Origin of the sequence: Cystobacter fuscus, assembly GCF_044360685.1 — a bacterium.
Taxonomy (GTDB): Bacteria; Myxococcota; Myxococcia; order Myxococcales; family Myxococcaceae; genus Cystobacter; species Cystobacter fuscus_C.
In genome coordinates this window covers 8,685,769-8,708,239 of record NZ_CP043491.1, presented here as the reverse complement: position 1 = coordinate 8,708,239, position 22,471 = coordinate 8,685,769, and the positions used below count along the sequence as shown (strand labels likewise).

General features: G+C 69.0%; 17 protein-coding genes and 2 pseudogenes. 7 read left to right on the top strand and 12 right to left on the bottom strand.

Annotation, left to right across the window (positions count from 1 at the left end; genetic code table 11):
- Nucleotides 1–23: 23 nt before the first annotated feature.
- Together F0U63_RS35595 and F0U63_RS35590 are read right to left on the bottom strand one after the other, a co-directional pair.
- A pseudogene (locus tag F0U63_RS35595) lies at nucleotides 24–122 on the bottom strand (transposase); the annotation flags it as partial.
- Nucleotides 123–200: 78 nt separating this feature from the next.
- Entirely contained in the window at nucleotides 201–623 is a 423-nt protein-coding gene (locus tag F0U63_RS35590; protein ID WP_395837059.1) for a MarR family winged helix-turn-helix transcriptional regulator, read from the bottom strand.
- 71 nt (nucleotides 624–694) lie between these two features.
- On the opposite strand from F0U63_RS35590, the gene F0U63_RS35585 reads away from it, so the two are divergent.
- From F0U63_RS35585 to F0U63_RS35575, 3 genes and pseudogenes are all read left to right on the top strand, one after another.
- Nucleotides 695–1,732, top strand: coding sequence for an alcohol dehydrogenase catalytic domain-containing protein (locus F0U63_RS35585; protein WP_395837057.1), 1,038 nt, complete (start codon nucleotides 695–697; stop codon nucleotides 1,730–1,732).
- Entirely contained in the window at nucleotides 1,729–2,613 is an 885-nt protein-coding gene (locus tag F0U63_RS35580; protein ID WP_395837055.1) for an alpha/beta hydrolase family esterase, read from the top strand. The genes F0U63_RS35585 and F0U63_RS35580 overlap by 4 nt, the downstream gene beginning before the upstream one ends.
- A gap of 363 nt (nucleotides 2,614–2,976) precedes the next feature.
- A pseudogene (locus tag F0U63_RS35575) lies at nucleotides 2,977–3,339 on the top strand (helicase-related protein); the annotation flags it as partial.
- Between the two features lie 30 nt (nucleotides 3,340–3,369).
- Here F0U63_RS35575 and F0U63_RS35570 read toward each other — a convergent pair.
- The 4 genes from F0U63_RS35570 to F0U63_RS35555 are packed head-to-tail and all read right to left on the bottom strand — an operon-like array spanning nucleotide 3,370 to nucleotide 7,764.
- Nucleotides 3,370–3,627 carry a hypothetical protein gene (locus F0U63_RS35570; RefSeq protein WP_395837053.1) on the bottom strand — a complete coding sequence of 86 codons (258 nt, stop codon included), beginning with the start codon at nucleotides 3,625–3,627 and terminating at the stop codon, nucleotides 3,370–3,372.
- 8 nt (nucleotides 3,628–3,635) lie between these two features.
- The gene (locus F0U63_RS35565; RefSeq protein ID WP_395837051.1) at nucleotides 3,636–4,625 is read right to left on the bottom strand and encodes an FAD binding domain-containing protein; all 990 of its coding nucleotides are present in this window, start codon (nucleotides 4,623–4,625) and stop codon (nucleotides 3,636–3,638) included.
- A gap of 17 nt (nucleotides 4,626–4,642) precedes the next feature.
- Nucleotides 4,643–7,123: a xanthine dehydrogenase family protein molybdopterin-binding subunit gene (locus tag F0U63_RS35560; RefSeq protein ID WP_395837049.1), complete on the bottom strand. Its 2,481-nt coding sequence runs from the start codon at nucleotides 7,121–7,123 to the stop codon at nucleotides 4,643–4,645.
- Complete coding sequence (locus F0U63_RS35555; RefSeq protein WP_395837047.1) at nucleotides 7,123–7,764, bottom strand: (2Fe-2S)-binding protein; 642 nt, start codon at nucleotides 7,762–7,764, stop codon at nucleotides 7,123–7,125. Before F0U63_RS35555 ends, F0U63_RS35560 begins: the two co-directional genes overlap by 1 nt.
- 102 nt (nucleotides 7,765–7,866) lie before the next feature.
- Between F0U63_RS35555 and F0U63_RS35550 the strand changes: the two genes are divergently transcribed.
- Complete coding sequence (locus tag F0U63_RS35550; RefSeq protein WP_395837045.1) at nucleotides 7,867–8,784, top strand: hypothetical protein; 918 nt, start codon at nucleotides 7,867–7,869, stop codon at nucleotides 8,782–8,784.
- Between the two features lie 7 nt (nucleotides 8,785–8,791).
- Here F0U63_RS35550 and F0U63_RS35545 read toward each other — a convergent pair whose 3' ends face one another.
- On the bottom strand, nucleotides 8,792–10,654 hold the full coding sequence (locus F0U63_RS35545; protein WP_395837043.1) for a M4 family metallopeptidase: 1,863 nt from the start codon (nucleotides 10,652–10,654) through the stop codon (nucleotides 8,792–8,794).
- A 142-nt stretch (nucleotides 10,655–10,796) separates the two neighbouring features.
- Here F0U63_RS35545 and F0U63_RS35540 point away from each other — a divergent pair, with 142 nt between their 5' ends.
- The gene (locus F0U63_RS35540; protein ID WP_395837041.1) at nucleotides 10,797–11,768 is read left to right on the top strand and encodes a zinc-binding alcohol dehydrogenase family protein; all 972 of its coding nucleotides are present in this window, start codon (nucleotides 10,797–10,799) and stop codon (nucleotides 11,766–11,768) included.
- A gap of 85 nt (nucleotides 11,769–11,853) precedes the next feature.
- Nucleotides 11,854–12,270 carry an ExbD/TolR family protein gene (locus F0U63_RS35535; protein ID WP_395837039.1) on the top strand — a complete coding sequence of 139 codons (417 nt, stop codon included), beginning with the start codon at nucleotides 11,854–11,856 and terminating at the stop codon, nucleotides 12,268–12,270.
- A gap of 56 nt (nucleotides 12,271–12,326) precedes the next feature.
- On the opposite strand, the gene F0U63_RS35530 is transcribed toward F0U63_RS35535, so the two are convergent.
- The 3 genes from F0U63_RS35530 to F0U63_RS35520 all read right to left on the bottom strand — a co-directional run bounded on the left by F0U63_RS35530 (nucleotide 12,327) and on the right by F0U63_RS35520 (nucleotide 18,934).
- Complete coding sequence (locus F0U63_RS35530) at nucleotides 12,327–12,614, bottom strand: hypothetical protein (protein ID WP_395837037.1); 288 nt, start codon at nucleotides 12,612–12,614, stop codon at nucleotides 12,327–12,329.
- Nucleotides 12,615–12,695: 81 nt separating this feature from the next.
- A complete protein-coding gene (locus F0U63_RS35525; RefSeq protein ID WP_395848478.1) occupies nucleotides 12,696–17,993 on the bottom strand; it encodes an AAA family ATPase in 5,298 nt (1,765 codons plus the stop codon).
- Between the two features lie 278 nt (nucleotides 17,994–18,271).
- Nucleotides 18,272–18,934 carry a hypothetical protein gene (locus tag F0U63_RS35520; protein WP_395837036.1) on the bottom strand — a complete coding sequence of 221 codons (663 nt, stop codon included), beginning with the start codon at nucleotides 18,932–18,934 and terminating at the stop codon, nucleotides 18,272–18,274.
- Between the two features lie 402 nt (nucleotides 18,935–19,336).
- On the opposite strand from F0U63_RS35520, the gene F0U63_RS35515 reads away from it, so the two are divergent.
- Nucleotides 19,337–20,752 (top strand): ELWxxDGT repeat protein, encoded by a 1,416-nt coding sequence (locus tag F0U63_RS35515; protein WP_395837034.1) that lies wholly within the window; start codon nucleotides 19,337–19,339, stop codon nucleotides 20,750–20,752.
- 49 nt (nucleotides 20,753–20,801) lie between these two features.
- On the opposite strand, the gene rsgA is transcribed toward F0U63_RS35515, so the two are convergent.
- Together rsgA and F0U63_RS35505 are read right to left on the bottom strand one after the other, a co-directional pair.
- Nucleotides 20,802–21,890, bottom strand: a complete 1,089-nt coding sequence (gene rsgA / locus F0U63_RS35510) for a ribosome small subunit-dependent GTPase A (protein ID WP_395837032.1) — start codon at nucleotides 21,888–21,890, stop codon at nucleotides 20,802–20,804.
- Nucleotides 21,891–22,147: 257 nt separating this feature from the next.
- Nucleotides 22,148–22,366 carry a hypothetical protein gene (locus tag F0U63_RS35505; protein WP_395837030.1) on the bottom strand — a complete coding sequence of 73 codons (219 nt, stop codon included), beginning with the start codon at nucleotides 22,364–22,366 and terminating at the stop codon, nucleotides 22,148–22,150.
- Between the last annotated feature and the right edge of the window lie 105 nt (nucleotides 22,367–22,471).

The window sequence follows — 22,471 nt, the reverse complement described above, 5'->3', positions numbered from 1 at the left end:
GCTCGAGTTCTTTGACACCCTCTCCGGGCCACTTGGGGGACGCTCTTGCCTCCCTCGCGCACCAGCCGGACCGCCTCGGCCTTGAACTCCGCGTTGAAGCTCCGTCTTTTTCTTCGCTCCATGGACACTACCTCCCGTGTAGCCGACTTACGAGGTATGTCCACAAAAGCGGATCAGTCCCAATGTCCTCAGAACGTGTACTACTGAATCAGGCGCGTCAGCAGCGCGAGCAGCTCGGCGCGCTCGCGCTCGGTGAGTCGAGCGAGCGGTGAGGCATCGCTCACGACCCGCATGAGCCGGTCGCTCACCTGGCGCCCGAGGGGCGTGAGGCGAAGCAATCGCTTGCGGCCATCTCCCGGGTCGGGGACGCGCTCGGCGACGCCCGACTGCTCGAGCTGCCTCGCCAGGAGGGTCACGTTCGACGCGTCACAGGTGAGCTGCTCGGCCACCGCGCTCATGGAGAGGCCCTGGTCGCTCCGCCTCAACGTCCAGAGCACACCGGAGGCGAACTCCGTCAGGCCGACCTCCTCCAGAAGCCGTGCCGCTGCGGCGCGGTGGATGGTGGTGAGCTGGTTCATGAGTGCCGCGATCTCCGGGATCGCTTCGCGGTCGCGCGCTGCCATGCTCTCTTCTCCTTGAGTCACTCAAGTATCTCTGTTACTCCTTGAGTCACTCAAGCATACCGGAGTGAGGCATGAATCGGTACATTGATGGCGAAGTGGTGATTGCGTCGAAGCGGGGTGGTCCCGAGACGCTCGCGGTGAGGCCGCGCCGTTTTGCCGAGCCCCGCGCGGGGCGGGTCCTTGTCGCGGTGGAAGCCGCGGGCGTCGCGTACGGAGATCTGCTGCTGCGCGAAGGGCTGGTACCGGGGGCGGCTTTCCCGGTGATTCCCGGATACGACGCGGTCGGCGTGGTCGAGGCCCTGGGGGCGGACGTGACCGGGGTGTCGGTCGGCGACCGCGTCGCCGTGCGGACGGACGGAACGGGCGGTTACGCGTCGCACGTGGAGGCCACGCCGGCCTTGATGGTGCCGGTCCCGGCCGCGCTGAGCGGGGAGGTCGCGGTGGCGCTGGTGCTGAACTACACGACCGCCTGGCAGATGCTCACCCGGGTCGCTCCGGTCGGGGCGGGCGGAACGGTCCTGGTCCACGGCGCCTCCGGTGGCGTGGGCGGCGCGTTGGCGGAGCTCGCCCGGCTGCGGGGACTGCGGGTGCTGGGGACCGCCTCGCCGAGCCGGTTGAAACGGTTGGAAGACCGGGGAGTGGTTCCACTCGATCGCTCGGGCGATTGGGCGGCGCGGGCGCGCAAGCTGACCCCGGCCGGACTCGATGCGGTGTTCGACGCCGAGGGAGGGGCCGTCGCGAGGCGCTCGCTCGGCCTCCTCGGACCTGGCGGCCACCTGGTGGTGTACGGAGCGTCGGGGAGTCTTCGGGGCGGAAGGAGGAGCCTGCTCGGCCTCGTCCAGATGGCGCTCACCTCCCCACTCCTGTCCGCGCTGTCCCTCTTCATCCGGGGCGTGGGCGTGAGCGGCTATCTCTCCTCGTCGTTCGTGCCGGCCCGCCCGGCTTGGTTCCGCGAGGATCTCACGCACCTGCTCGAGCTGGCCGCTCGGGGGGAGATTGCTCCGGCGATGGGTGCACGGCTGCCGCTTCGTGACGCGCCGGAGGCCCATCGCCTCCTCGCCACCGGGACGGCCGGCAAGCTGGTGCTGCTGCCGGGAAGTGCGGCATGAGCGGCGCATCCCGTTCGCGCGTGACGGCGCACCGACGTGAGCGGGTCGTGGACGGGCGCGCTCGTTCACTGCTCGAGGTCACGTCCGCCGGGAAGACGGCTCCCCCGACACGCCTGCTGATCGCCGTCCATGGTTCGAACCAGACCGCGGCGAGCTTCCGGGACTTCACCGGCCGGACACTCGACGACTGGAGCGGCCACGGTGAGCCCGTCGTCTATCCCGAATCGTGGAAGCGGGGCTTGTGGAACGACGCCCGGGTGAGCACGAAGAGCCGCGCCCGGCACGAGGGCGTCGACGACATCGCCTTCCTGCGAGCCCTCGTGGACGACTACCGGGCGCGTGGGGTCGAGCACGTGTATGCCCTCGGGTTCTCGAATGGCGGTCAGCTCGTGATCCGCGCGCTCCACGAAGCGCCGACCTTGTTCGACGCCGCGGTCCTCGTCGGCGCGACCCTGCCGGCGCCGGGCAATCTCCTGCCGATGCGGGAGCCCGCGGTGAGACCGGTGCCGATGCTGCTGGTGCACGGGACGCGGGATCCGATCGTGCCCTATGCGGGGGGCATGGCGAGCCTGTTCGGCTTCCGCCCTCGCGGGTTGATGAGCTCGTTCGACGACAGCGTGAAGTACTGGGTCGAGCGCGCCGGGATCCGCCACGAGCCGCGGGTCGTGAACCTTCCCCGGAGCGACGCCACCAGAACCACCGTGGTCCGGCGCTCGTTCATCCAGGACGGGCACGCCGCCGTCCTCGCGGTCACCATTGAGGACGGCGGTCATGTCTTTCCGAACCGGCACCGTCCGGCATTTCGCCTCATGGGACGGACGAGCGCCGACCTCGACATCGCGCGAGAACTCGTCGCACTGCACCGGGCTTCCCCGGAGTGAAGCCGGGGGCCGCTGAAGACGAACCCACTGAAGCGGGGGGAGTTCGACGAGTTCGTTGTCTGTTCCAACGGGACAGGGTGAGCCTGGACATCTTCTGGCTCAAGGACGAGTCATTGGAGGACTCAGCGAACCTTCCTGAGCCGGATGTCGTTGCCGGAGAGATCGTGGACGACTTGCGTGCGGCCCTGGAGCCGTGCGAGGCGAGCCGGAGAAGGTGTCAAACGACTCGATCGGCACGTCCTGGAGCCGGGAGCGCGGGGGACGGGAGAGGGCCAGTTCGCTCTGTCCCACCTCGTTCTCGACGGGGACTCGCCGTACGAGGTGCCTGACACCTTCCCGACACCTTCCCGACACCTTCCCGGGCTGGATGGGAGCACGGCCAATCGCGGCGGCGTGGCCGAGCGGTTCCAGGCTCCGGAGGGCCCACCGGTGATGTTGATTTCGCTCAAGGCGGGCGCCACGGGACTCAACCTCACGGCGGCGGACCACGTCTTCCTGGTGGACCCGTGGTGGAACCCGTCGGTGGAGGCGCAGGCGGCGGACCGCGCGCACCGCATCGGCCAGCAGCGGCCGGTGATGCTGTACCGGCTGGTGTCCCGGGGCACGGTGGAGGAGAAGATCCTCACCCTGCAGGAGAAGAAGCGGGCGCTCTTCGAGTCCGCGCTCGGTGGCGCCTCGGGAGGGGCGGCCATCACTCGGGCGGACCTTATGCAACTGCTCGACTGAACTAGGGAGCAGCCCCGTGCGGAACGGGGCTCACTCCAGGATGCGAGCCTCCTCCTCCGGCTCGTCCGTGGGAGGGCGGAAGCAGACGCGCCCCTCTCCGCAGGCATGCGGATGGACCAGGTCGTCATCGGGCCCCACGCACTCTCCCGTCGAGACGCACCAGAACGTCGCGGTCGACTCGAAACCCGTCTCCCACGCCACCGCCGCGTCGTAGCGCACGCCCGGAGTTCCCTTCGAGCGCACACGCCGGCAGACGCGCGGTGGTTTCTGCTCGGTGTTCGAGTCCATGGGCTCCCTCATGCCTTCGACGCGGCGACCACCGTCCTGCGGATCACCGCTTCGAGGATCGGCACCTTGTAGGCGTTCTTCGACAGGGGCGTGGCGCCGCTCACGGCCGCCTTCGCCGCCTGCCGCGCGAGTTCCTCATCGAGCTTCTTTCCCACGAGGAGCTTCTCCGCCTCCGCCGCCCGCCGGGGCGTGGGCGCGACCCAGCCCAGGGCGATGGCCGCCTGCCGGACGACCTGGCCATCCATCTGGAGCACCACCGCGACGTCGCAGATCGGCCAGTCGTAGCTCTCCCGCTCGCCCTGCTTGTGGTACGCCGCCTTCGTTCCCGCGGCCGGCGCCGGGATGCGCACGCGCGTCAACACCTCGTTCGGCGCGATGACCGTGTCGCTCGGGCGCTTCGCGTCCGGTGGCAGCAGGAAGTCGGACATGGGGACCACGCGCGTCTTGCCTCCGGGTCCGCTCAACTCGACCGAGGCGCCATAGGCCACCAGGGCCGTGGCCGGGGTGGAGGCGTGCACCATCGCCGTGCGCTGGTTGTCGAAGATGGCGTGGTACTGGTTCTCCCCCGCGCGGATCCGCTCGAGTTCGTTGCCTCCCACCTGGTGGAAGTACTCGTTGCGGAAGTACCAGCAGCGGGGCCGCTGGAGGATGTTACCGCCCAGGGTGGCGGCATTGCGCACCTGGGGCGTCGCGGCATGCTCCGCCGCGTCCGCGAGCGCCACGAAGCGGCGGCGCACCTCGGACTCCCGAGACACCCGGGTCAACGTCACCAGGGCGCCGAGCTCCAGCCCCTGTTTCGCGTCGAAGCGCACCCCGTCCAGGCCCTTGATGGTCTTGAGGTTGACCACCCGGCGCGGGGACACCACGCCGCCCTTCATCAGATCCAGCAGATCCATCCCGCCGGCCTTCGCCACGACCGGCGCGCGCTCGCTGCCTTCACCCAGCAGCGATATGGCCTGCTCCACGGATTCAGCATCCACCCATTCGAAGCTCTGCATGCGTCCTCCGGTCCGGTTCAGCCGCGCAGCGCCGCGAGCACGTTCGCGGGCGTCATCGGGAGCGCGCGGATGCGCTTGCCCGTCGCGTTGTAGAAGGCATTGGCCACCGCCGCCGCCGTGGCCACGTTGGCGGGCTCGGCGACTCCGCGTGCATCCGTCGAGGACTGTGCCCCGAGCTGCTCGAGCAGGATGACCTCGATGTTCGGCACCTCGCGCGCGCCGACGATCTTGTATTGATCGACGTTGGCGTTGAGCTGGTGGCCGCTCGCGGCGTCCAGGTGCCGCTCCTCGTAGAGCGCGTAGCTCACGCCTTGAATCACCCCTCCGAAGATCTGGCTCTCGGTGAGCTTGGGATTGATGGGACGCCCGCAGTCGTGCACCGCGACCATCCGCACCACCTTGACGATGCCCGTCTCGGTATCGACCTCGACCTCGGCGAACTGGACGCCCCCAATGCCATGCCGGCTGATGCCCAGCTCCGGGGTCACGGCCATGTACCCTTCGTAGTCGTCCCGGCGCTCGGCCCGGTGGGAGATCTCCTGGAACCGGGCCTTCTTGACCGCCTCCCGGAACGGCATCGCCGACGAGGGCTTGCCCTTCACCATCACCTTGCCCCCCGCGAAGACGATGTCGTCCGCGTTCGCGTCGAGGACGGGGGCGAGGCGTGTGGCCAGATCCCGGGCACAGTGCCAGGCGGCGTTCCGGGCGGCGGGAGTCAGGGAGCTGGTGACCCGGCTCCCACCGGAGGCGGGCCCTCCTGGATAGCGGGAGTCGCCGATATGGGAACCGACCTCCTCGGGGCGCAGGCCGAACTCCTCCGCCACCACCTGGGCCAGGATGGTGCGCGTCCCCGTGCCGATGTCCTGCGTGCTGCTGAAGGCCTCGACGGAACCATCGCCCATCACCCGCACCTCGCACGCGGCGTTCCGGTGGACGAGGTAGAGCCACTGGGACTGGGCCACTCCCATGCCCCGCTTGATGGCTCCCTTGTCCGAGCCCGCGGGCCGCCGCTTGCTCCAGCCGAACCGTTCGGCGCCCACGCGGCGCTCATGGGCCCGGGCCACGCAATCATCCGTCCCGGAGATGTCGATCTTCTCCCGGAGCGCGAGCGGATCCATCCCGAGCTTCTCGGCCAGCTCGTCCACGGCCTGCTCCAGGCCGAAGATGCCCTGGACCTGACCGGGTGCCCGGAAGGCGGCGCAGGGCCCCGTGTTGGTGAAGACGTCGTACTGCTCCACGTGCACGTTCGGGCAGGAATAGAGGGTGGAGTGGGCGAAGCCGACCCCCGCGCCTCCGGCCACGCCTCCGCTGCCATACGCCTGGAGCTGGAGCGCCACGAGGGTGCCGTCGCGCTTCGCGCCGAGCTTGAGCCGTTGAATGCTGTTGGGACGATTGCCGCCCGAGACATGCTCGTCCCGGCGATCCAGGATCATCCGCACTGGCGCTCGGGCCTTGCGCGACAGGTGGATGGCGAGCAGCCCGAAGTTGCCAATTCCATACTTCGCGCCGAAGCCGCCGCCGGTGAAGTCGCTGATCACCCGGACCTTGTTCTTCGGCAGATCGAAGTGCTCGGCCGCCTCGTCCCGGACGCTGGCGATGTATTGGGTGGACGCGTAGAGGGTGAGCCCCTCGTCCCGCCAATCGGCGACGATTCCGTGCGGCTCCATGGGCACGTGGGTCTGCACCTGCGTCCGGTACTCCGCTTCGACCACCACGTCGGACTCGCGAAACCCCTGGGCGACATCCCCGCGTGGGCCCACACCCCGGGGCTTCGTGTCGGGACCTCGCACGTTGCCCTTCTGGGGCAGACCCGGAGGCGCCCCGCCACCTCCCGCCGTCGCCGGCTGCTCGGTGGGGCCGGGGAAGACGCGAGGCGCGTTCTCCTTCATCGCCTCCTCGATCTGGGTGACGTGGGCCTGGGGCTCGTACTCCACCTTGATCAGCCGCGCCGCGGCCTCGGCGTCGCGGGGGTTGTCGGCCGCGATCGCCGCGATGGGCTGGCCCGCGTAGCGGACCGTGGGGTAGCGATTGCCTTTTTCCGCCTTGGGGTCGCGCAACTGCGCGGTCGAGAGCACGCGCTCCAGGATGTGAATGGCCCGGACCCCCGGGGCACGCTCGGCCGCCGTGGTGTCGATGGACTTGATGCGCGCATGGGGCAGCGGCGAGACGACCCACTTGCCCCAGAGCATTCCAGGAAGCTGGATATCGAAGGTGTAGCGGGCCCGGCCGGTGACCTTCTCGACTCCGTCCAGACGGGAGACGGGCTTGCCAATGGACTTGAGCTTGGAGTTCTCGGGGAGGGGAGGGGGCTCGTCCTCGGGGACGCGCCGGGTGACCTCCTTCAATCCCTGGCCGACAATCCCATACGGGAGTGCCTGCTGCCTCGAGGGCCCCGGGTTCGGTGGCGGCGGCGGCTGGGGACCCGCTTTCGGGCCCTTCTGTCCGTCGGTGGAGGGGCCAGCGCCCTGGGTACCCGTGGTATCCTTGACGTCTTGCATCAGCTGTTCCCCTTTGTCTTTCCACCCGCCTGGGCCGCCGCGAGGGTTGCCTTGAAGACGTTGGGATAGGTGCCGCACCGGCACAGATGACCGCTGACCGCCTGCTTCACATCCTCGAGCGTGCACTTGGGATTGCGCTCGACCAGCGCGGCGCAGCTCATCACCATGCCGGGCGTGCAGAACCCGCACTGAAGCGCATCGTTCTCCACGAAGGCGCGCTGGACCGGGTGGAGCTCGTCACCCCGGGCGAGTCCCTCGATGGTGGTGACCTTCCGGCCCCGGGCGTCCAGGGCAAGTGTCATGCAGCTCGCGGCGACCTCGCCATCGAGCCACACCGTGCAGGCCGAGCAGGCGCCGCGGTCACAACCAATCTTCGTCCCCGTCATGCCGAGGTGGTTGCGCAGCACCTCGGCCAGCGTCGTGGCGGGGTCGGCCTGGACGGCCACGGTGCGGCCATTGACGGAGAGGGAGAGTGAGGCGGGCTCGGGGCCCAGCACCGGCGGAGCGGATGCTGCCGCCTGCGCGGTGGACTGGGCCAGCGTGGCGGTCAGCGCGGACGCGCCCGCACCAGTGAAGAAATCCCGCCGGCTGAGTCTGGGCAGGGCGGGCTTGGGGTCGGAGTCATCATCGGATGGGGCCAATGTCGAACGCTCCTCTCGCGCATGAAACTACCGGAGTCCTTCTCGCGCGGCCCAGCGGGAATCCGCACCTGGCGTGAAGGGAGTCATGTTAAGGACAGTCACATGCGACGTCCCTCGCTCTCTTCCAAACGCTTCATGCTCCAGGCCCGTCGGCGCGGTGCTCGTTTCACGCCCGTGTTGCTCTTTGTGTTGAGTGCCTGCCAGGAAAAGGCACCGGTGGCTCCTCGGCCTCCCGTCGAGGCTCCTCCCGTGGCACCCGTGGCCGAGGCCGCTGCTCCCGACGCGGGTTCAACCGGTGCCCCGGCCAGCCCCCGGCCCGAGGCGCCCGCCGAGGCGAGCCGCACCTTCTCGCGCCTGAAGGGCTCGCCGCGTCCCGCCTGGTTTCTCTGTGATGGGACGAACCGGCCCCGGATCGCCGTCGTCGAGCGCGACGAGGGGGGCTCCACCGCCACTCTCACCTGGGTGGAGAAGCGCGAGGGCGCTCCGTCCACCCAGCAGACCTACGCACTGGGAGAGGTGTCTCCCGGAGCCGGTCAGCGCTTCTACCCCCTGCTCCAGGGCGGCAAGGAGGTGGGCCATCTGCATGCGGTCAACCCTGGCATGTTGCCCGAGCCCGACCGCGCGCTGATTCCTCCCTTCGTGAGTCTCCAGGCGGGCGGGGTGGACCTGTCCTGTCGTTGGATGCTGGGCGTGCGGGTGCTGGGCTTCGATGGCACCCGAAGCGTGCTCGTCACCCAGGAGGGCAATGGGTTCACCTACCAGTCCTTCGACTTCGCCGCCGCCGCCAAGGCGAAGCAGACGCGGGTCGAGGGTTATGGCCAGACGACTCCAGCCTCGCGGACCGTCTCGGGGGGCACGGAGGAGCGCAACCCGGACGGGTCCACCTTCACCTTCCGCAACGAGGGTTACACCTATGTCCTCCGGGCGGGTGGGGAGGCGTCATTGGAGGTCTTGAAGGACGGGCGCTCCGTGCAGCGCACCGACCTCCTCGCCTGGACCTACGCTCCGCCTCCTCCCTGAGCCCGGGTCAGTAGGAGCCCGTGAGCGACACACCCGAGAAGGTGCTGTAGGCCCGCAGCATCACGTAGATGCGGGTGGCCGCGGTCTTCGCCGGGATGCTGCACGTCTCGGCATTACCCGCCTTGTACGGGCGGCAGTCGTACGAGGTCGTGGTCGGGGTGGCGCCGGCCTTCACGTACAGGTCCGAGTCTCCCGTGCCGCCACTCACGACGAACGAGGACGCCGTGTTGGCCGGAACGTCCAGGTAGTAGTGCAGCTCGCTGCCCGTTGAAGCAGTCAGGCCCGTCTTCGCCACGCCGTTGGTCAATGGGCTGGCGGTTGGGGGCGGCACCACGACTCCCACGCCCACCGCGGTCCAGGCCGCCGCCACGGAGGCGATCTCCGCCGAGGTGTAGCCGAGTGCCGTCGCGGCCTGCCCGGTGTACGCCTTCGCCTGGGCGAAGGTGGTGGAGGCCGTGAAGTAGTCCGTGTTGGCCTTGTAGAAGATGCGTCCGGCCTTCTCCACGCCAATGCCCGTCACGACCGTGTTGCTCTTGCCCCGCGGGTGCGTGCCGCCCTTGGTCAGGAGCGCATAGGCCAGGTTGCTGATGCCCGAGCTGTAGTGCACGTCCTTGCTGCCCGCGCTGCTCGTCCAGTAGTCGAGCGAGACGCCGTCCTTGGCCGGATCGTCCAGGTAGCGGAGCGCGTCACCCGGGGTCCCCGGCGTCCAGATGTCCTCGCCAATCTTGTAGATGTCCGGGGCCGTGGACCAGGTGCCCGAGGCCCAGCTCTCGCACACGCTGGCGAAGATGTCGGACAGGGACTCGTTGAGCCCGCCGGACTCGCCCGAGTAGGTGAGGTTGGAGGTGTGCTCGGTCACCGCGTGGGTGAGCTCGTGCGTGGTCACGTCCTTGTCCAGACCGAGCGCGAGCGAATTCACCCCATCGCCATCGCCGTACACCATCTGGGTGCCGTCCCAGTAGGCGTTCACGTAGTTGGTGCCGTAGTGGACCGTGGCCTTCAGCGTCGCGCCCGCGTTGTTGTACGAGTCGCGGTTGAACAGGGTCTTGTAGCAGTTATAGGTCTCGCCCAGGTTGTCGTAGGTCGTGTCCACGACCACGTCTCCCGTGGGGGGATCTCCCTCCTTGCGCACGACGGTGTTGGTCTTCGCCGAGTAGATGATGCGATTGAGCGCCGTGTGGACGTCCGAGTCGCGCCGCTCGATGGCTCCGTTCACCGCGTTGACGAACACGTGATCCCGGATGGGCAGCGTCGCGCCCTCGCCCGTCACCACCACCTCGTAGACCAGCTTCAGCGTGTCGTCCTGGCCGGAGCGCACGTACACCAGACGTGGCTCGCCCTCGGTGGCGAGGTGAAGGCCCGCGGTGGCGCTCAGGGCGGCGCTCCTCGCGGCGTCGCCGGCGATGCTCGGCCGGGTGGGGGCCTGTTCCCCATCACGCGCCGAGCCGTTGGCCGCGTAGACGAGGCCGCTGGCGTCCTGGTGGAGGATGAACTCTCCGCCAATCACCGGCAGTCCATTCTTCGTCTGGCCATAGCGGGTATGGGTGTGGCCCTGCTCGTCCCGGTGCGAGCGCGTCCGCACCAGGTCGGAAGCGTGCAGACGGAACACCGCGGCGATGTTCGACAGCGACGAGCCCGCGGCGAGCCCCTGAGGGGCGCCCAGCCGGCCCTTGATCATGAACGGAACGCCATCCTCGTGCGAGCCCACGACCTCGGCGGAGGGAAGCGCCGCGAGCGCCGCCTGGACGTCTCCGGTCGAACCGAAGCCGGCTTCATTGGCACGCGCTTGTCCGGCGGGCGCTTCCGACAACTCCGTTCCACAACCCGAGACGGCGAGCGAGAGGCAGGCCGCGAGCATCCGAGTACGCATCTGGTGTTTCCCCCTTGAGAGCCATGGCGGAGCGCCACGGTGAAGCAGTATGACGGAACGTGAAATCAGTTATCAATGGAATAACATTTACTTCAGTGAAATCCCGTTCGAAGCCGCGGGAGGGCTGTTACGAGGACGCGCCATGAAAGCGATTCGCTACCACCACATCGGGGGCCCCGAGGTCCTGCGGCTCGAGGACGTGCCGGAGCCCGAATTGGGGCCAGGGGAGGTCCGGCTCCAGGTCCACGCGGCCGGCGTGAACTTCGCGGACACGGAACGGCGCCGAGGGCTCTATGACACGAAGGTTCCCCTGCCGAGGATCCTCGGGAGCGAGGCGGCTGGAGTGGTCCGCGCGGTGGGGCCGGGGGTGGACGAGGCCCTCCTGGGGCGGCGGGTCGTCACGCTGACGACGGGCTGCTACGCCGAGTTCGTGAAGGCCCCCGCGAGTGGTCTCGTCGCCCTGCCAGACAAGGTGTCCTTCGAGGAGGCCGCCGCGGTGCCGGTGCAGGGCCTGACGGCGTACCATCTGCTGCACACGGTGGCCCGGGTGCGGAAGGGCCAGTCCGTGCTCGTCCATGCGGCGGCGGGGGGCGTCGGGGTGCTGGCGGTGCAACTCGCCAAGGCGCTGGGGGCGCGTGTCTTCGGCACGGTCTCGAGCGAGGCCAAGGCCCAGCTCGTCCAGGAGCTGGGAGCCGACGAGGTCATCCGCTACGACCGCGAGGACGTGGTGGCCGAGGTTCATCGGCGCACGGAGGGCGGGGGCGTGGACCTCGTGCTGGACGCGGTGGGCGCGAGCACGTGGGAGGCGAGTCTCCGGGTGCTGGCTCCCTTCGGACACCTGGTGAGCTATGGCTCGGCGAGTGGCCGGCCTCCCGCCGTGGACGTGGAGTCCCTCTATGAGAAGTCACTGAAGGTGAGCGCGTACTGGATGCACACGCCGCATCCACCGGGGGCGCATCACCGGGCCCTCGAGTCGCTCATCCGCGATGTCGCGGACGGGAGGCTTCGGATCCTCATTGGCCTGAAGCTCCCGCTGGCCGAGGCGATCGAGGCCCACCGGCGGCTGGAGGGTCGGGAGACGGTGGGCAAGGTGGTGTTGACCGTGGCGGGGTAGGGCCGCACGGGGCCATGACGAAACGGTGACGAACACATGGACGGGCGTCGGCCAACGCCCTCCAGCGTCCACGTACGGTGGCCCCATGGGAATGAATGTCGGCGGTGGCCCGGGTGGCATCAAGAGTGAAATCAATGTCACTCCACTCGTGGACGTGGTGCTCGTGCTGCTCATCATCTTCATGGTGGTGATGCCCGAGATGCGGAAGAACAAGGGCGTGTTGCTGCCCGTGGCCAAGAACGCCACGGAGGAGAAACTGGGAAAGCCCCTCATCCTCTCGGTCACGCCGGACAAGAAGATGTACGTCGAGGACGAGCACTGCGCGGATGCCCCGGCACTCCAGACCCGGCTCCGCGGGGCCCTGCGCGAGCAGCCCTCCCGCCGGCTCCTCCTCAATGCGGACCGGAAGCTGGACTTCGGGGTCGTGCGCGAGGTGATGGACGTGGCCCGCGCCGCCGGGGCGAAGGGCGTGGCCATCGCCGTGGTGGATTCCTCGGAATGAGGACCGCGCCACCTTGAATCTCACGCGGATGTGCCTTCACCTCCGCCAGAAGGGCGTTACGCGGGCGGTGCCTGCGTTCGCCCCGCGCGGCGGCTCACGAGCGACGCCACGCCCCACCACACGGCCGCCCAGAAGGCGACAACCAGGATCCACCCCAGCGGTGATGGCCCGGGCCATCCACCCGACTCCGCCTGTCCGAAAACGGGGAGGCCCACCGCGCGCAAGGCCATGAGGGGCAGGTAGATCGAACCGGCCATCGCGGGCGCGAGGGCCTCGGGAGCAAAGGCGGTCACGAGGACTTGCAGCGTCATCAGCGAACCCCACAGCACCAGGCGCAGTCGCATCGTTTCACGGCCTCGACATTCGGGTGGCTGGCGATCTTGTCGCGCTCCCACGGGGACACTGGGCGAGCCTCGGCGAGGTTGTCAATCCTCCTCTTTCCTCCCCAGGGGAAGCTCGAGCGTGGCGGTGGCGCCCTTGCCGGGGCCGTCGCTCTCCAACGTGAGGTGCCCGCCCAGCATCTGCGCCGCCAGCGCGCTCGAGTGCAGGCCGAAGCCATGGCCATGCTTGCGCGTGGTGAAGCCGTGCGTGAAGAGCCGCTCGCGCGCCTCGGGAGCGATGCCCATGCCGTTGTCCACCACCTCGATGCGGGCCTTGTTGCCCTGGGCGGTGAGCCGCACGTGCAGCCGCCGCTGGCTCTCGGGCAGCACGTCCAGCGCGTGCTTGGCGTTGCTGATGAGGTTGATGAGGATCTGCAACACCTTGTGCTTGTCCACCTGCACCTTGGGCAGCACGGCCAGCTCGCGGGTGATGGTGATGCCATGGCGCTTGAGCGAGGCCATCTGGATGCGCAGGGCATCCACGACGAGCTGGGCGAGGTCGCACTCCACCGCCAGGACGGCGGTCTTCGCGTAGGTCTGTTGCACCTGGACGATGGCGCGGATGTGCTCGATGTTCCGGCCCATCTCCTCCACGTCTCCCAGCAGCTTCTCCTGCTCGCGCAGCAGCTCCTCGGACAGCTCGGCGAGGTAGTCGGGGATCTGCCGGCCTCGTGAGTCGTCCGTGAAGAAGTCCGCGAGTTGCGCGCGGTGCTCGAGGATCATCGAGGAGATCTGCTTCACCCGGCTCACGCGCGAGGAGCCCACGGCCCGGCGCAGCATCTCCACGTTGATGACGGCGCTGGTGAGCACGTTGCCCACGTTGTGCAGCACGTTGGAGGCCACCTCGCTCATGCCCACCTCGCGCGCCGTGTCCACGAGCTGGGCCTGGGCCTCCTTCAACGCGCGCGTGCGCTCCTCCACCCGCTGCTCGAGCGCATCGTTGGCCCGGCGAAGGGCCGTCTCGCCAAGCTTCACGTGCTCGTACAGCCGCGCGTTCTCGATGGAGATCGCCGCCTGCGAGGCGAGGTGGCTCAACAGGACGAGCCGCTTCGGGTTGAAGGCATTGGTGACCAGGTTGTTCTCCAGATACAGCGCTCCGCAGAACACCTCCTGACGCATCAGCGGCAGGCACAGCACCGAGCGGGCCTCACGGCCGCGCAGGTACTCGTCGGAAGAGAACGGATGGGGTTGGGCGGCGTCGTCGATGTGGACGTGCTCGTGGGTGCGCTTGACGTAGCCGATGATCGTCCAGGGCAGCTCCGGGGCCGCGTCTTGTGCCCCGGCCAGCACGGCGCTGTCCTCCGGCAGGCCGCCGGAGATGGCGGCCACCGAGAGCGTGTTCCCCTGGGGCAACAACAAGGCGCCGCGTTGGGCCCCGGCGTTCTCGATGGCCACCTGCAGCAGGGTCGTCGCCAGCTGCTCCAGGACGATCTCCCGGGAGATGGCCTGCTGTGCCTTGACCACCGTGAGCGCGTCGAGCTGGGTGGCGTCCGTGGTGGCGGTGGTGGCGTCCCCGACGTCGGTCGGGGAGGGCTCGAGGCCAGGCCACTGGGACTCCAGGTGACGCACCTTGCCCAGGGCTCCCCATTGTTGGTACGCCGCCCGGGCATCGCGCGCGAAGGAGAGGGCCGCGGTCGTCGCCCGCCGCGCGCGCCAGAAGTTCGCCGCGAGTTCGGCCGCGATGCCGGTGTTCTGGGTGAAGCCGTTGTCGCGCGCCGAGCGGATGGCGTCCTCATAGGCGATGATCGCGTCATCCAGCTTTCCCGTGAGCCGGCACAGCTCCGCGAACACCATGCGCTCGGGACCGCGGAAGGTCTCGGGGCAGCTATCCGCCCAGGCCGCGAGCTGCCCGTGGTGCCGCTGGATGGCCTCGAGGGTCTTCTCCCGCGCCTCGGTCGCCTCGCTCTCGCAGGTCGCGGCCAGCGTGAGGGCGCGGTAGAGGTGGAAGTCCATGATGTTGATGCTTCCCCTCATGACCCAGATGTACCCGGCCACCTGGTTCGCGGCCTCCAGCGCTTCCCCGTAGGCGCCGCACATGAAGCGGGACTTCATCTTGGTGAGCCAATAGGTGCTGCGGGGGCCGTTGCGCGAGGACACCAGTGACGCCTCGACCTCCTGCTCGTCGAAGTCATCCCCGCTCAGCGTGTCGAACGAGCGCGAGTGCCCGCGCAGCTGCTGCACGTAGCGCTGATGGAGGCGGATCATGTCCCGGGCATCCGCGACCCCCGTCCTGTGCGCGAAGTCGCCTCGTACGACCGTCTCCTGGTAGACGTCATCCAGGTGGTGCCCCATGACGAGCCGGTTGATGACGCTGGAGGAGCCGCAGTAGCAGGCGACATAGAACTCTCCCTGCTGGACCGCATGCTGGAAGCCCTCGAGGACGAGCTGATGCGTCACGGCCAGGGGCTGGGCCCAGTAGTTGATGAACTGAAGGCTGAAGAGCACCTTGGCCCGTTGATCGGACAGCTCGTGGCGCTCGAGGTGCTGATGGGCGAGCAATCCCAGTGCATAGCCCTCCCGGTAGTGGTTGAAATGGGCTCCGGCCATCACTCCCAGCCAGCTGAACCCGGACAGGGCGGCCTCCGTGAAGCCGTGCCGGAGCGTCAGCGCGACCATCTGGCTCAGGTTGATGATGAGCAGGTGGGGATCGGTGAAGAAGGTCGACGAGAAGAGGTACAGGAGGGCCTTCATCGCCAGCTTCATGTCCGGATCCGTCATGCGGGGAAGCGCGTCGAGGCTCTGGAGGGGACGTTCCCTGAGCAGTGCCCGCACCTCCTCGTAGGCGGTCGTCGCCTCCTGGGCGGAGGGAGCCGCGGGCAGCGGCATGCCCAACAAGGCCAGACACTCCAGGATGCAGGCGCTGGCTTGCTTCATCTGGGCCATGCCCACGTAGAGGTCACTCAGCAGCAGGTATGTGGCCACCTTGTCCGCGCGGGTGGGCGCCCGGGCGAGGAGACCCTCCAGCAGCCGGCCCGTCTCGGCGGGATTGCCGCTCATGAGCTCGCACTGGGCCCATGCGAGCCGCACCTGGAAGGCCAGCGCGGCGTCCATCTCCCACGGGTCCCCGGGGATGAGCGAGAAGGCCCTCGTGAAATAGGAGATGGCGGGGCGATGCGCGATGGAGGCCTTGGCCTTCATGCCCGCCTCGGCGTTCAGCCGCGCGAGGCGGTGGCGCTCCGCGGGTTCATGGATGAGTTCCACCGCGTCGTTGAGCTGGCTCACCACGTCGAAGAGCTTCTGGCGCAGCTCCTCTGGCGGGAGGCTGGCGAGCAGCGTCCGGCCGATGCTCAGGTGGATGGCCTTTCGCTCCTCCGCGGAGATGAGGGCATGGGCCGCCTGGTGGATGCGATCATGCAGGAAGCGGAACTGCTCCGGGCCGTCGAGCATCAACAGGCCCTCCTGCATCGCGGGGCCGAGTCCCCGCTCCACCTCGTCTTCGCCTTGTTGCCCCGTCAGGGAGTTCAACATCGAGAGGGAGAAGACGTTGCCCACGCACGCGGCCAGGCTCAGCAGGCGTTGGACCCGCGTGGGGAGCTGGCGCAGCTTGGCCACCATGAAGTCGACGACATTGTCCGAGTAGCCCTTGGCCTGGACGCGCTCGGCGTCCCACTCCCAGGTGTCCTGGGGCGTGCGGGTGAGCAGGCCATCCTGGTCGAGCGCCAGCAGGAGCTGGTTGATGAAGAAGGGGTTGCCGCCCGTCTTCTCGCGCACCAGCGCCGACAGGGGGACGACGAGCTCCGGACCCGCTCCGGGCAGCGCATCCGTGACGAGCTGCTGGACCTGTTCCTCGCTCAGCGGCTCGAGCCGGAGGTCCGTCACCCGGGCGCCTGACTTGTGTGCCGCGTCCACCGTCAGCATCAGCGGATGCGAGGGCGTGACCTCGTTGTCCCGGTACGCTCCGAGCAGCAGCAGGGGGGGCGTCTCCGGATGGGTGAGCAGGTGTTGGAGCAGCTGGAGGCTGGCCAGGTCCGCCCACTGCAGGTCATCCAGGAACAGCACCAGGGGGTGCTCCGGCGTGGCGAAGACGCCGAGGAACTGGCGGAACACCCGCCTGAAGCGGTTCTGTGCCTCGGAGAGCGTCAGCTCCTGGACCGGGGGCTGCCGGCCCACGATGCGCTCCAACTGGGGGACGAGCTCCACCAGCACCTGGCCATTCTCCGCCCAGGCCGCCTGGAGGCGCTCACGCCACCGGGCCAGCTCCTCGTCGCTGCCCGCCATCAACTGATGCACGAGCCCGCGGATCGCCTGGGCCAGCGTCGCGTAGGGGATGTCGCGCTGGAACTGCTCGAACTTGCCGCTCAGGAAGAACCCACGCCGCTGCACCACCGGCTTGTGCAGCTCCCGCACCACCGAGGACTTGCCGATGCCGGAATAGCCGTGCACCAGCATGAGCTCGGCCGCTCCTCCCCGCGCGACGCGCTCGAAGCCCCGCAGCAGCGTGGAGACGTGCGTCTCGCGCCCATAGAGCCGCTGCGGCAACTGGAAGCGTTGGGGGAGGTCCCGGGTGCCCAGGGGGAACGCCTCGAGCGCTCCGTCGCGGCACTTCTCCAGGTCGATCCGCAGCCCCTCGGCGCTCTGGTAGCGCTCCTCGGCCGTCTTGGCCAACAGCTTGAGCACGACGGCCGAGACGGCGGGCGGCACGGCGGGGACGAGTTCGTGGGGAGGCTTCGGACGTTGGGCGATGTGGGCGTGGAACCACTCGAGCGCGTCCCGCCCGTGGAATGGACGGATCCCGGTGAGCAGCTCGTAGAACGTGACCCCGAGCGAGTAGAGGTCCGTGCGGTAGTCCACCTGGCGATTCATCCGCCCGGTCTGCTCGGGCGACATGTACGCGAAGGTCCCCTCGATGAGGGAGGCGGGCGCCGCCTCCTGGTGCTCCACGCGTTGGAGCGTGGCCACCCCGAAGTCGATGAGGCGGGCGCCGCCCTCGGGCTCGGCGATGATGTTGGCGGGCTTGATGTCCTTGTGGATGACGCCGTGGCGGTGCACCTGCGCGAGGGTGGAGGCCAGCGAGAGGGCCAACTCCAGGAACCGGGGCACCTCCATGGGTTGGCCCACGAGCTCGGCCAGGGGCTCGCCCCGTAACCGCTCCATGAGGATCACGGGACGGCCGAGCAGGTCCTCCTGCGAAAAGGCGCGGACCACGCCGCCCACCTCCCGCAGCCGCCGCAGGATGCCGAACTCCCGGCGGTAGCGCTCGCGCTCACGCAGGCTCGGGGATTGGACGGCGGGGGTCTTGATGATGACCGGCAGGCCATCCGACTCACGCACCGCGTGGAAGAGCACGCTCGCGCTGGTCGTGCGCAGCGTACCGAGGAGCTTGTACCCTGGGATGTCGAGCATCATGCGTCGGCCGGGGCGCTGACACGCTTGGGCGCAACAGTATGGGGTGTAACAGGGTCGGAGGGACTCCGTCATGCGCATCCACTCCGCTGGCTCGTTCCCCCCCCGCGCGACCCGGACTGCTGGCATCTCCAGGGACAGACCCCGAGTTCAACCCCCAGGAGGTGGCCGTGACGGCGATACGCGCAGCGGGACTCCTCGCCGGGATGCTCCTCCTCCTGCTGCCCTGGCCCTCGTGCGGGCGTTCGCCCTGGAGCCGCCCTGGCAGGTCGGGCGGCTCAGAAGTCGAAGGTCGCGAGCGCCTGCGCCACCACTCCGGTGGGGGCGGTGCCGCGCGGCGAGCTCCAGCCCACCAGGCCCTGCAACTGGAAGCCCTTCCACACGTAGGACGCGGTCGGGCCGACCACCAGTCCGAAGGGCCGCCCCACGTCCTCGGGCGTCTTGAACTCGTCGACGAGCTCGAAGTGCACGCGCCCCTCGATGCCCGTGCGGAAGGCGGAGGTGAGCCGGTACGACGCGAGCGAGGACGCCTCGAAGTCCACGTCGCCCCGGTGGCCCAGGCCCTTGCCGACGAGCAAGTTTCCCGTCAATCCGGCGCGTCCGAGGGTCCTCCCGAACGCCAGTTTGGCATCCAGTTCGGAGCCCGTGGATTCCATGCCCACCGCCCTGAAGCGCACGAGGGCCGTCAGGTTCACCGGCGCGACGGCCTCGGAGAGCAACTGCCAGCGCACGGAGGCCGTGGGCGTGAACGAGCCTCCCTGCCATTGGGAGGAGACGCCCAGCGCGAGGTTCGTGACGGGGGACCACAGCAGCGATGCGCCCAGGCTCGTCACGGAGGAGTCCGCGCCATCGTCCGACTGATCGAGTCCGCCCCCGGCGCTGACCCGAACGGTGCCCGCGTCAGGCACCGCGGCGGCCTCGGTGAGGAGCGTATCCCGCATGTTCCAGTCGTCTTCGGCGGCGCGAGCGAGCACGGGGAGCCCCAGTGCGAAGGTCACAAACGTCCGCGAGATTGTCTTCATTCAGTATGAAAGCGCTCATTGCTTCGTGGCGGACAAGAAGGGTGGAACCCCGCAGGCGAGGACTGTTCATTCGCGAGCACCTCGTCGAACCCCGCGGCAGTCCCAGACCGTCGAAGCGAATGAGGCTCCAAGCAGGCGAGCTGGGCCGTCCCTTGGGAGCACTTGGCGCAAGGCTTGACGCATCCCACCCTTGCCTCCCAGGCAGCGGAGGGGTGGAGCATGGCGATGTGGCGTGAAGGAATGGGGTTGTTCCTCCTGACATTGGGTGTGGGTTGTGGCGGTCCGCTTCCGGACGAAGGGGAGGAGGCCGCGACACGGGAAGTGACTTCCGCGCTCCTGTGCTCTCCGGACGAGGCGAGCACCCAGCGGGTGCGCACCATTTTTCCCCCCACCGAGTTCATCCCTCGCTTGTCGTCGGCCCCGGAGTCCTTCGAGGAGTTCCGTGGCCAGCTCTACTTCGCCGCGAACTTCGATGACGGCCGCAGGGCCCTGTGGAAGAGCGACGGCACGGAAGCGGGGACCGTCCTGGTGAGGGAGTTCCCGGTCACCGAGGCGCACATGACTCCCTCGGTGCGCGATCTCACGGCCTCTCCGTCCCTGCTCTTCTTCGAGGCGGCGGATGTCGAGCACGGGTCGGAGTTGTGGGTGAGCGACGGGACGAGCGGCGGAACGCGGCTCCTGAAGGATCTGACGCCCGGAGTGGAGAGCTCGTCCCTGTCGCAACTGACGGCGCTGGAAAGCCGGCTCGTCTTCTTCCGGAATGTGTATGACCCGGAGTCCTCGTCGTCACGCGGCGAGCTGTGGTCGTCGGATGGCTCCGAGGCGGGCACGGTGCGGGTGCGCAACCTCCCCGAGGGGACCGAGGTGAGCAACGCGGCGGGCCGGTTGGGCGGCGCGCTGCTCTTCTTCGCCCGGGACATGTTGGGCACGGCGCTGTGGAGCACGGACGGCACGGTGGGGGGGACGGTTCGCCTCAAGCGCCTGGATGCCGGACCCGACAGCGCGTACGCCAGCGAGCTGCGCATCTCCGGCGGGCACGCCTTCTTCTCCTTGGTTGAACCGACCGGCGACACCGAGGTGTGGAAGACGGACGGCACGGCGGCCGGGACGGTGCGTCTGAAGACCTATGGCCCCACGCGCGGCGTGCGCCTGCTCGACGTGCTGGGCTCCTACCTGTACCTGACGACGGCCTCGTACAGCACCCAGTACATGGTCCTGAACCGCCTTCCGGTGGCGGGGGGTGACTCCACGAGCATCTTCACCTTCCCCAACCCCTACGTGAGCCAGGGGGCGGCGTTTCCGTACGTGACGGACGTCAGTGTCGCTCCCCAGGGCACGAAGATCTTCTTCTCCTTCTACATTGGCAGCGAGGGTCCCGCGCCCCGCGACACGCAGCTCTGGGTGACGGATGGGACGGCCTCGGGCACGACGCTGTTGCGCCGGCCGTTGAGCCTGTCGGACGAATACGGCTCACCCGTCTACGCCGTGAGCGACGAGCTCGTCTTCTTCAGCGCCTACGAGCAGGAGTCCGCGGGCATCGAGCCCTGGGTGTCGAACGGCACGCCCGGGGGAACGCGGCGGTTGGAGGACATCGCGCCCGGCATGGAAAGTTCCTACCCGCGGGAGTTCTTCCGCTTGGGGGATCGCGTCTTCTTCAGTGCCTTCGACGAGACCCAGGCCAACCAGTTGTGGTCCACGACCCTGCGTGACGCGTGCGTGGCCCCGGTGCGCGAATAGAAAAGGGAGGGGGGCCCACACCCGGAACGGTCCGGGCCCCCTTCCGTCCTCAGTCCCCTCGCCGCTTGGAGCGTGAGTGCTCCCTTCCGGCCCGGGTGAGGATCTTCATGTGGCGCTGGTGCTCGCGCCGCGCGGCGGCGTCCGACTGCCGGGCGTGGTAGGCCTGCTCGCGCCGCAGCTTCTCGAAGCTCTCGAGCCGCTCCACGTCGAGCGCTCCCTCGTCCATGGCGGCACGCACCGCGCATCGCGGCTCGCCCCGGTGGGTGCAGTCCCGGAAGTGGCAGTGGACGGCCAGCGCCACGATGTCCGCGAACGCCTGGCCGAGCCCCTCTTCCTCTCCTCCCCACAACCCGAGCTCGCGCATCCCGGGCCCATCGATGAGCAGCCCGCCGTGCGGCAGGAGGAACAGCTCACGGTGGGTGGTGGTGTGGCGGCCCCTGTCGTCCGCGGAACTCACCTCCCGGGTGGCCAGACGCTGCTCGCCCAGGAGGTGGTTGACGAGGGTGGACTTGCCCACGCCCGAGGAGCCGAGCAGCGCTCCCGTTGCCGCGGGGGGCAGGTGGGCGCGCAGTGCCTCAAGGCCCTCTCCGGTGTGGGCGCTCAACGCGAGCACGGGGACTTCGGGGGCGAGCGCCTCGACCTCACGGACGCGCTCGGCCACCTCGGGGGTGAGGTCCGCCTTGCTGAGGACGACCACGGGCGAGGCCCCACTGCTCCACGCCAGGGTGAGCGCCCGCTCGATGCGGCGGGGATTGAAGTTGCCATCCAACCCCGTCACGAGGAACACCACGTCGAGGTTCACGGCGATGAGCTGCCCCTCGTGCTCGCTGTCGGCTTCACGCCGCATGAGGACGCCGCGGCGCGGGAGCACCTCGTGGATCAGCGCCTCGCCCGGGCCCGAGGGGGGTTGCAGCGCCACCCAGTCCCCCACGGTGGGCAGGGCCTGGGCGCCGGAGGCGTGGTGGAGGAGCCGTCCCGAGGGGCGCGCGAGCAGACGATGCTCGGAGGTCTGGACGGTGAGCAGCCCGCGCTCCTGGCGCACGACGCGGCCGGGGACGAGGGATGGGGAAGAGCTGTCGAGGACAACGGAGAACGTGTGGGCGAGGGATGGACCCCAGCCGAGGGATTCGAGGAACACGGTGAAGGACTCCGGGCAGAGCGGTGCCTGCGGCGCACCTGAGGACTCGAGGGCACCCAGCAAGGAGCGGGACCGCGCTGCGTCGGACCTTCGGGGCCTACTCGGCGGCCCGCGCCCCCTGGGCGAACAGGACAGCGACCGCGGCAAGATCAAGGGCGGCGTTCATGGTTTCCTCCAGGAGGTTCATGGGGCGGCGTCCATCGCCACCCCGAAGTTCAACATACCGTGGGCGCGCTTCCCTTGCCCAGGCCCCACGCTCAGGGCCCTCCCGGGTGGGGATGCCTGCGCGTGGTGGGAGGTGCCCTGTCGTGCCTACTGCATCTGCCGTGCGCGCAGCTGGGCCTCGAGCTGGGGCCTCCCCGAGGCATCTCCGGCTTCTTGAAGAGCTGGAGTCCCTGGGCGAGCCGTGTCGTCATGTACTCGGACAGCGCGTAGGCCAGTGGGTCGATGGACGTCCGGGCGTACAGCTCCTTCACGCCGGCCGCGCTCCCGGGCGCCTCGGTGCGTGCAGTCGCGGATGTGGCAGTGGGCATCCAGCGCCACGAGGTCTGTGACTGCCTGACCCATCCCCTCTTCTTTCC

Coding starts and splice junctions, on each gene's coding strand:
- F0U63_RS35590 (WP_395837059.1), bottom strand. CDS start 623: ATGGCAGCGCGCGACCGCGAAGCGATCCCGGAGATCGCGGCACTCATG.
- F0U63_RS35585 (WP_395837057.1), top strand. CDS start 695: ATGAATCGGTACATTGATGGCGAAGTGGTGATTGCGTCGAAGCGGGGT.
- F0U63_RS35580 (WP_395837055.1), top strand. CDS start 1,729: ATGAGCGGCGCATCCCGTTCGCGCGTGACGGCGCACCGACGTGAGCGG.
- F0U63_RS35570 (WP_395837053.1), bottom strand. CDS start 3,627: ATGGACTCGAACACCGAGCAGAAACCACCGCGCGTCTGCCGGCGTGTG.
- F0U63_RS35565 (WP_395837051.1), bottom strand. CDS start 4,625: ATGCAGAGCTTCGAATGGGTGGATGCTGAATCCGTGGAGCAGGCCATA.
- F0U63_RS35560 (WP_395837049.1), bottom strand. CDS start 7,123: ATGCAAGACGTCAAGGATACCACGGGTACCCAGGGCGCTGGCCCCTCC.
- F0U63_RS35550 (WP_395837045.1), top strand. CDS start 7,867: ATGCGACGTCCCTCGCTCTCTTCCAAACGCTTCATGCTCCAGGCCCGT.
- F0U63_RS35545 (WP_395837043.1), bottom strand. CDS start 10,654: ATGCGTACTCGGATGCTCGCGGCCTGCCTCTCGCTCGCCGTCTCGGGT.
- F0U63_RS35540 (WP_395837041.1), top strand. CDS start 10,797: ATGAAAGCGATTCGCTACCACCACATCGGGGGCCCCGAGGTCCTGCGG.
- F0U63_RS35535 (WP_395837039.1), top strand. CDS start 11,854: ATGGGAATGAATGTCGGCGGTGGCCCGGGTGGCATCAAGAGTGAAATC.
- F0U63_RS35530 (WP_395837037.1), bottom strand. CDS start 12,614: ATGCGACTGCGCCTGGTGCTGTGGGGTTCGCTGATGACGCTGCAAGTC.
- F0U63_RS35525 (WP_395848478.1), bottom strand. CDS start 17,993: ATGCTCGACATCCCAGGGTACAAGCTCCTCGGTACGCTGCGCACGACC.
- F0U63_RS35520 (WP_395837036.1), bottom strand. CDS start 18,934: ATGCGGGATACGCTCCTCACCGAGGCCGCCGCGGTGCCTGACGCGGGC.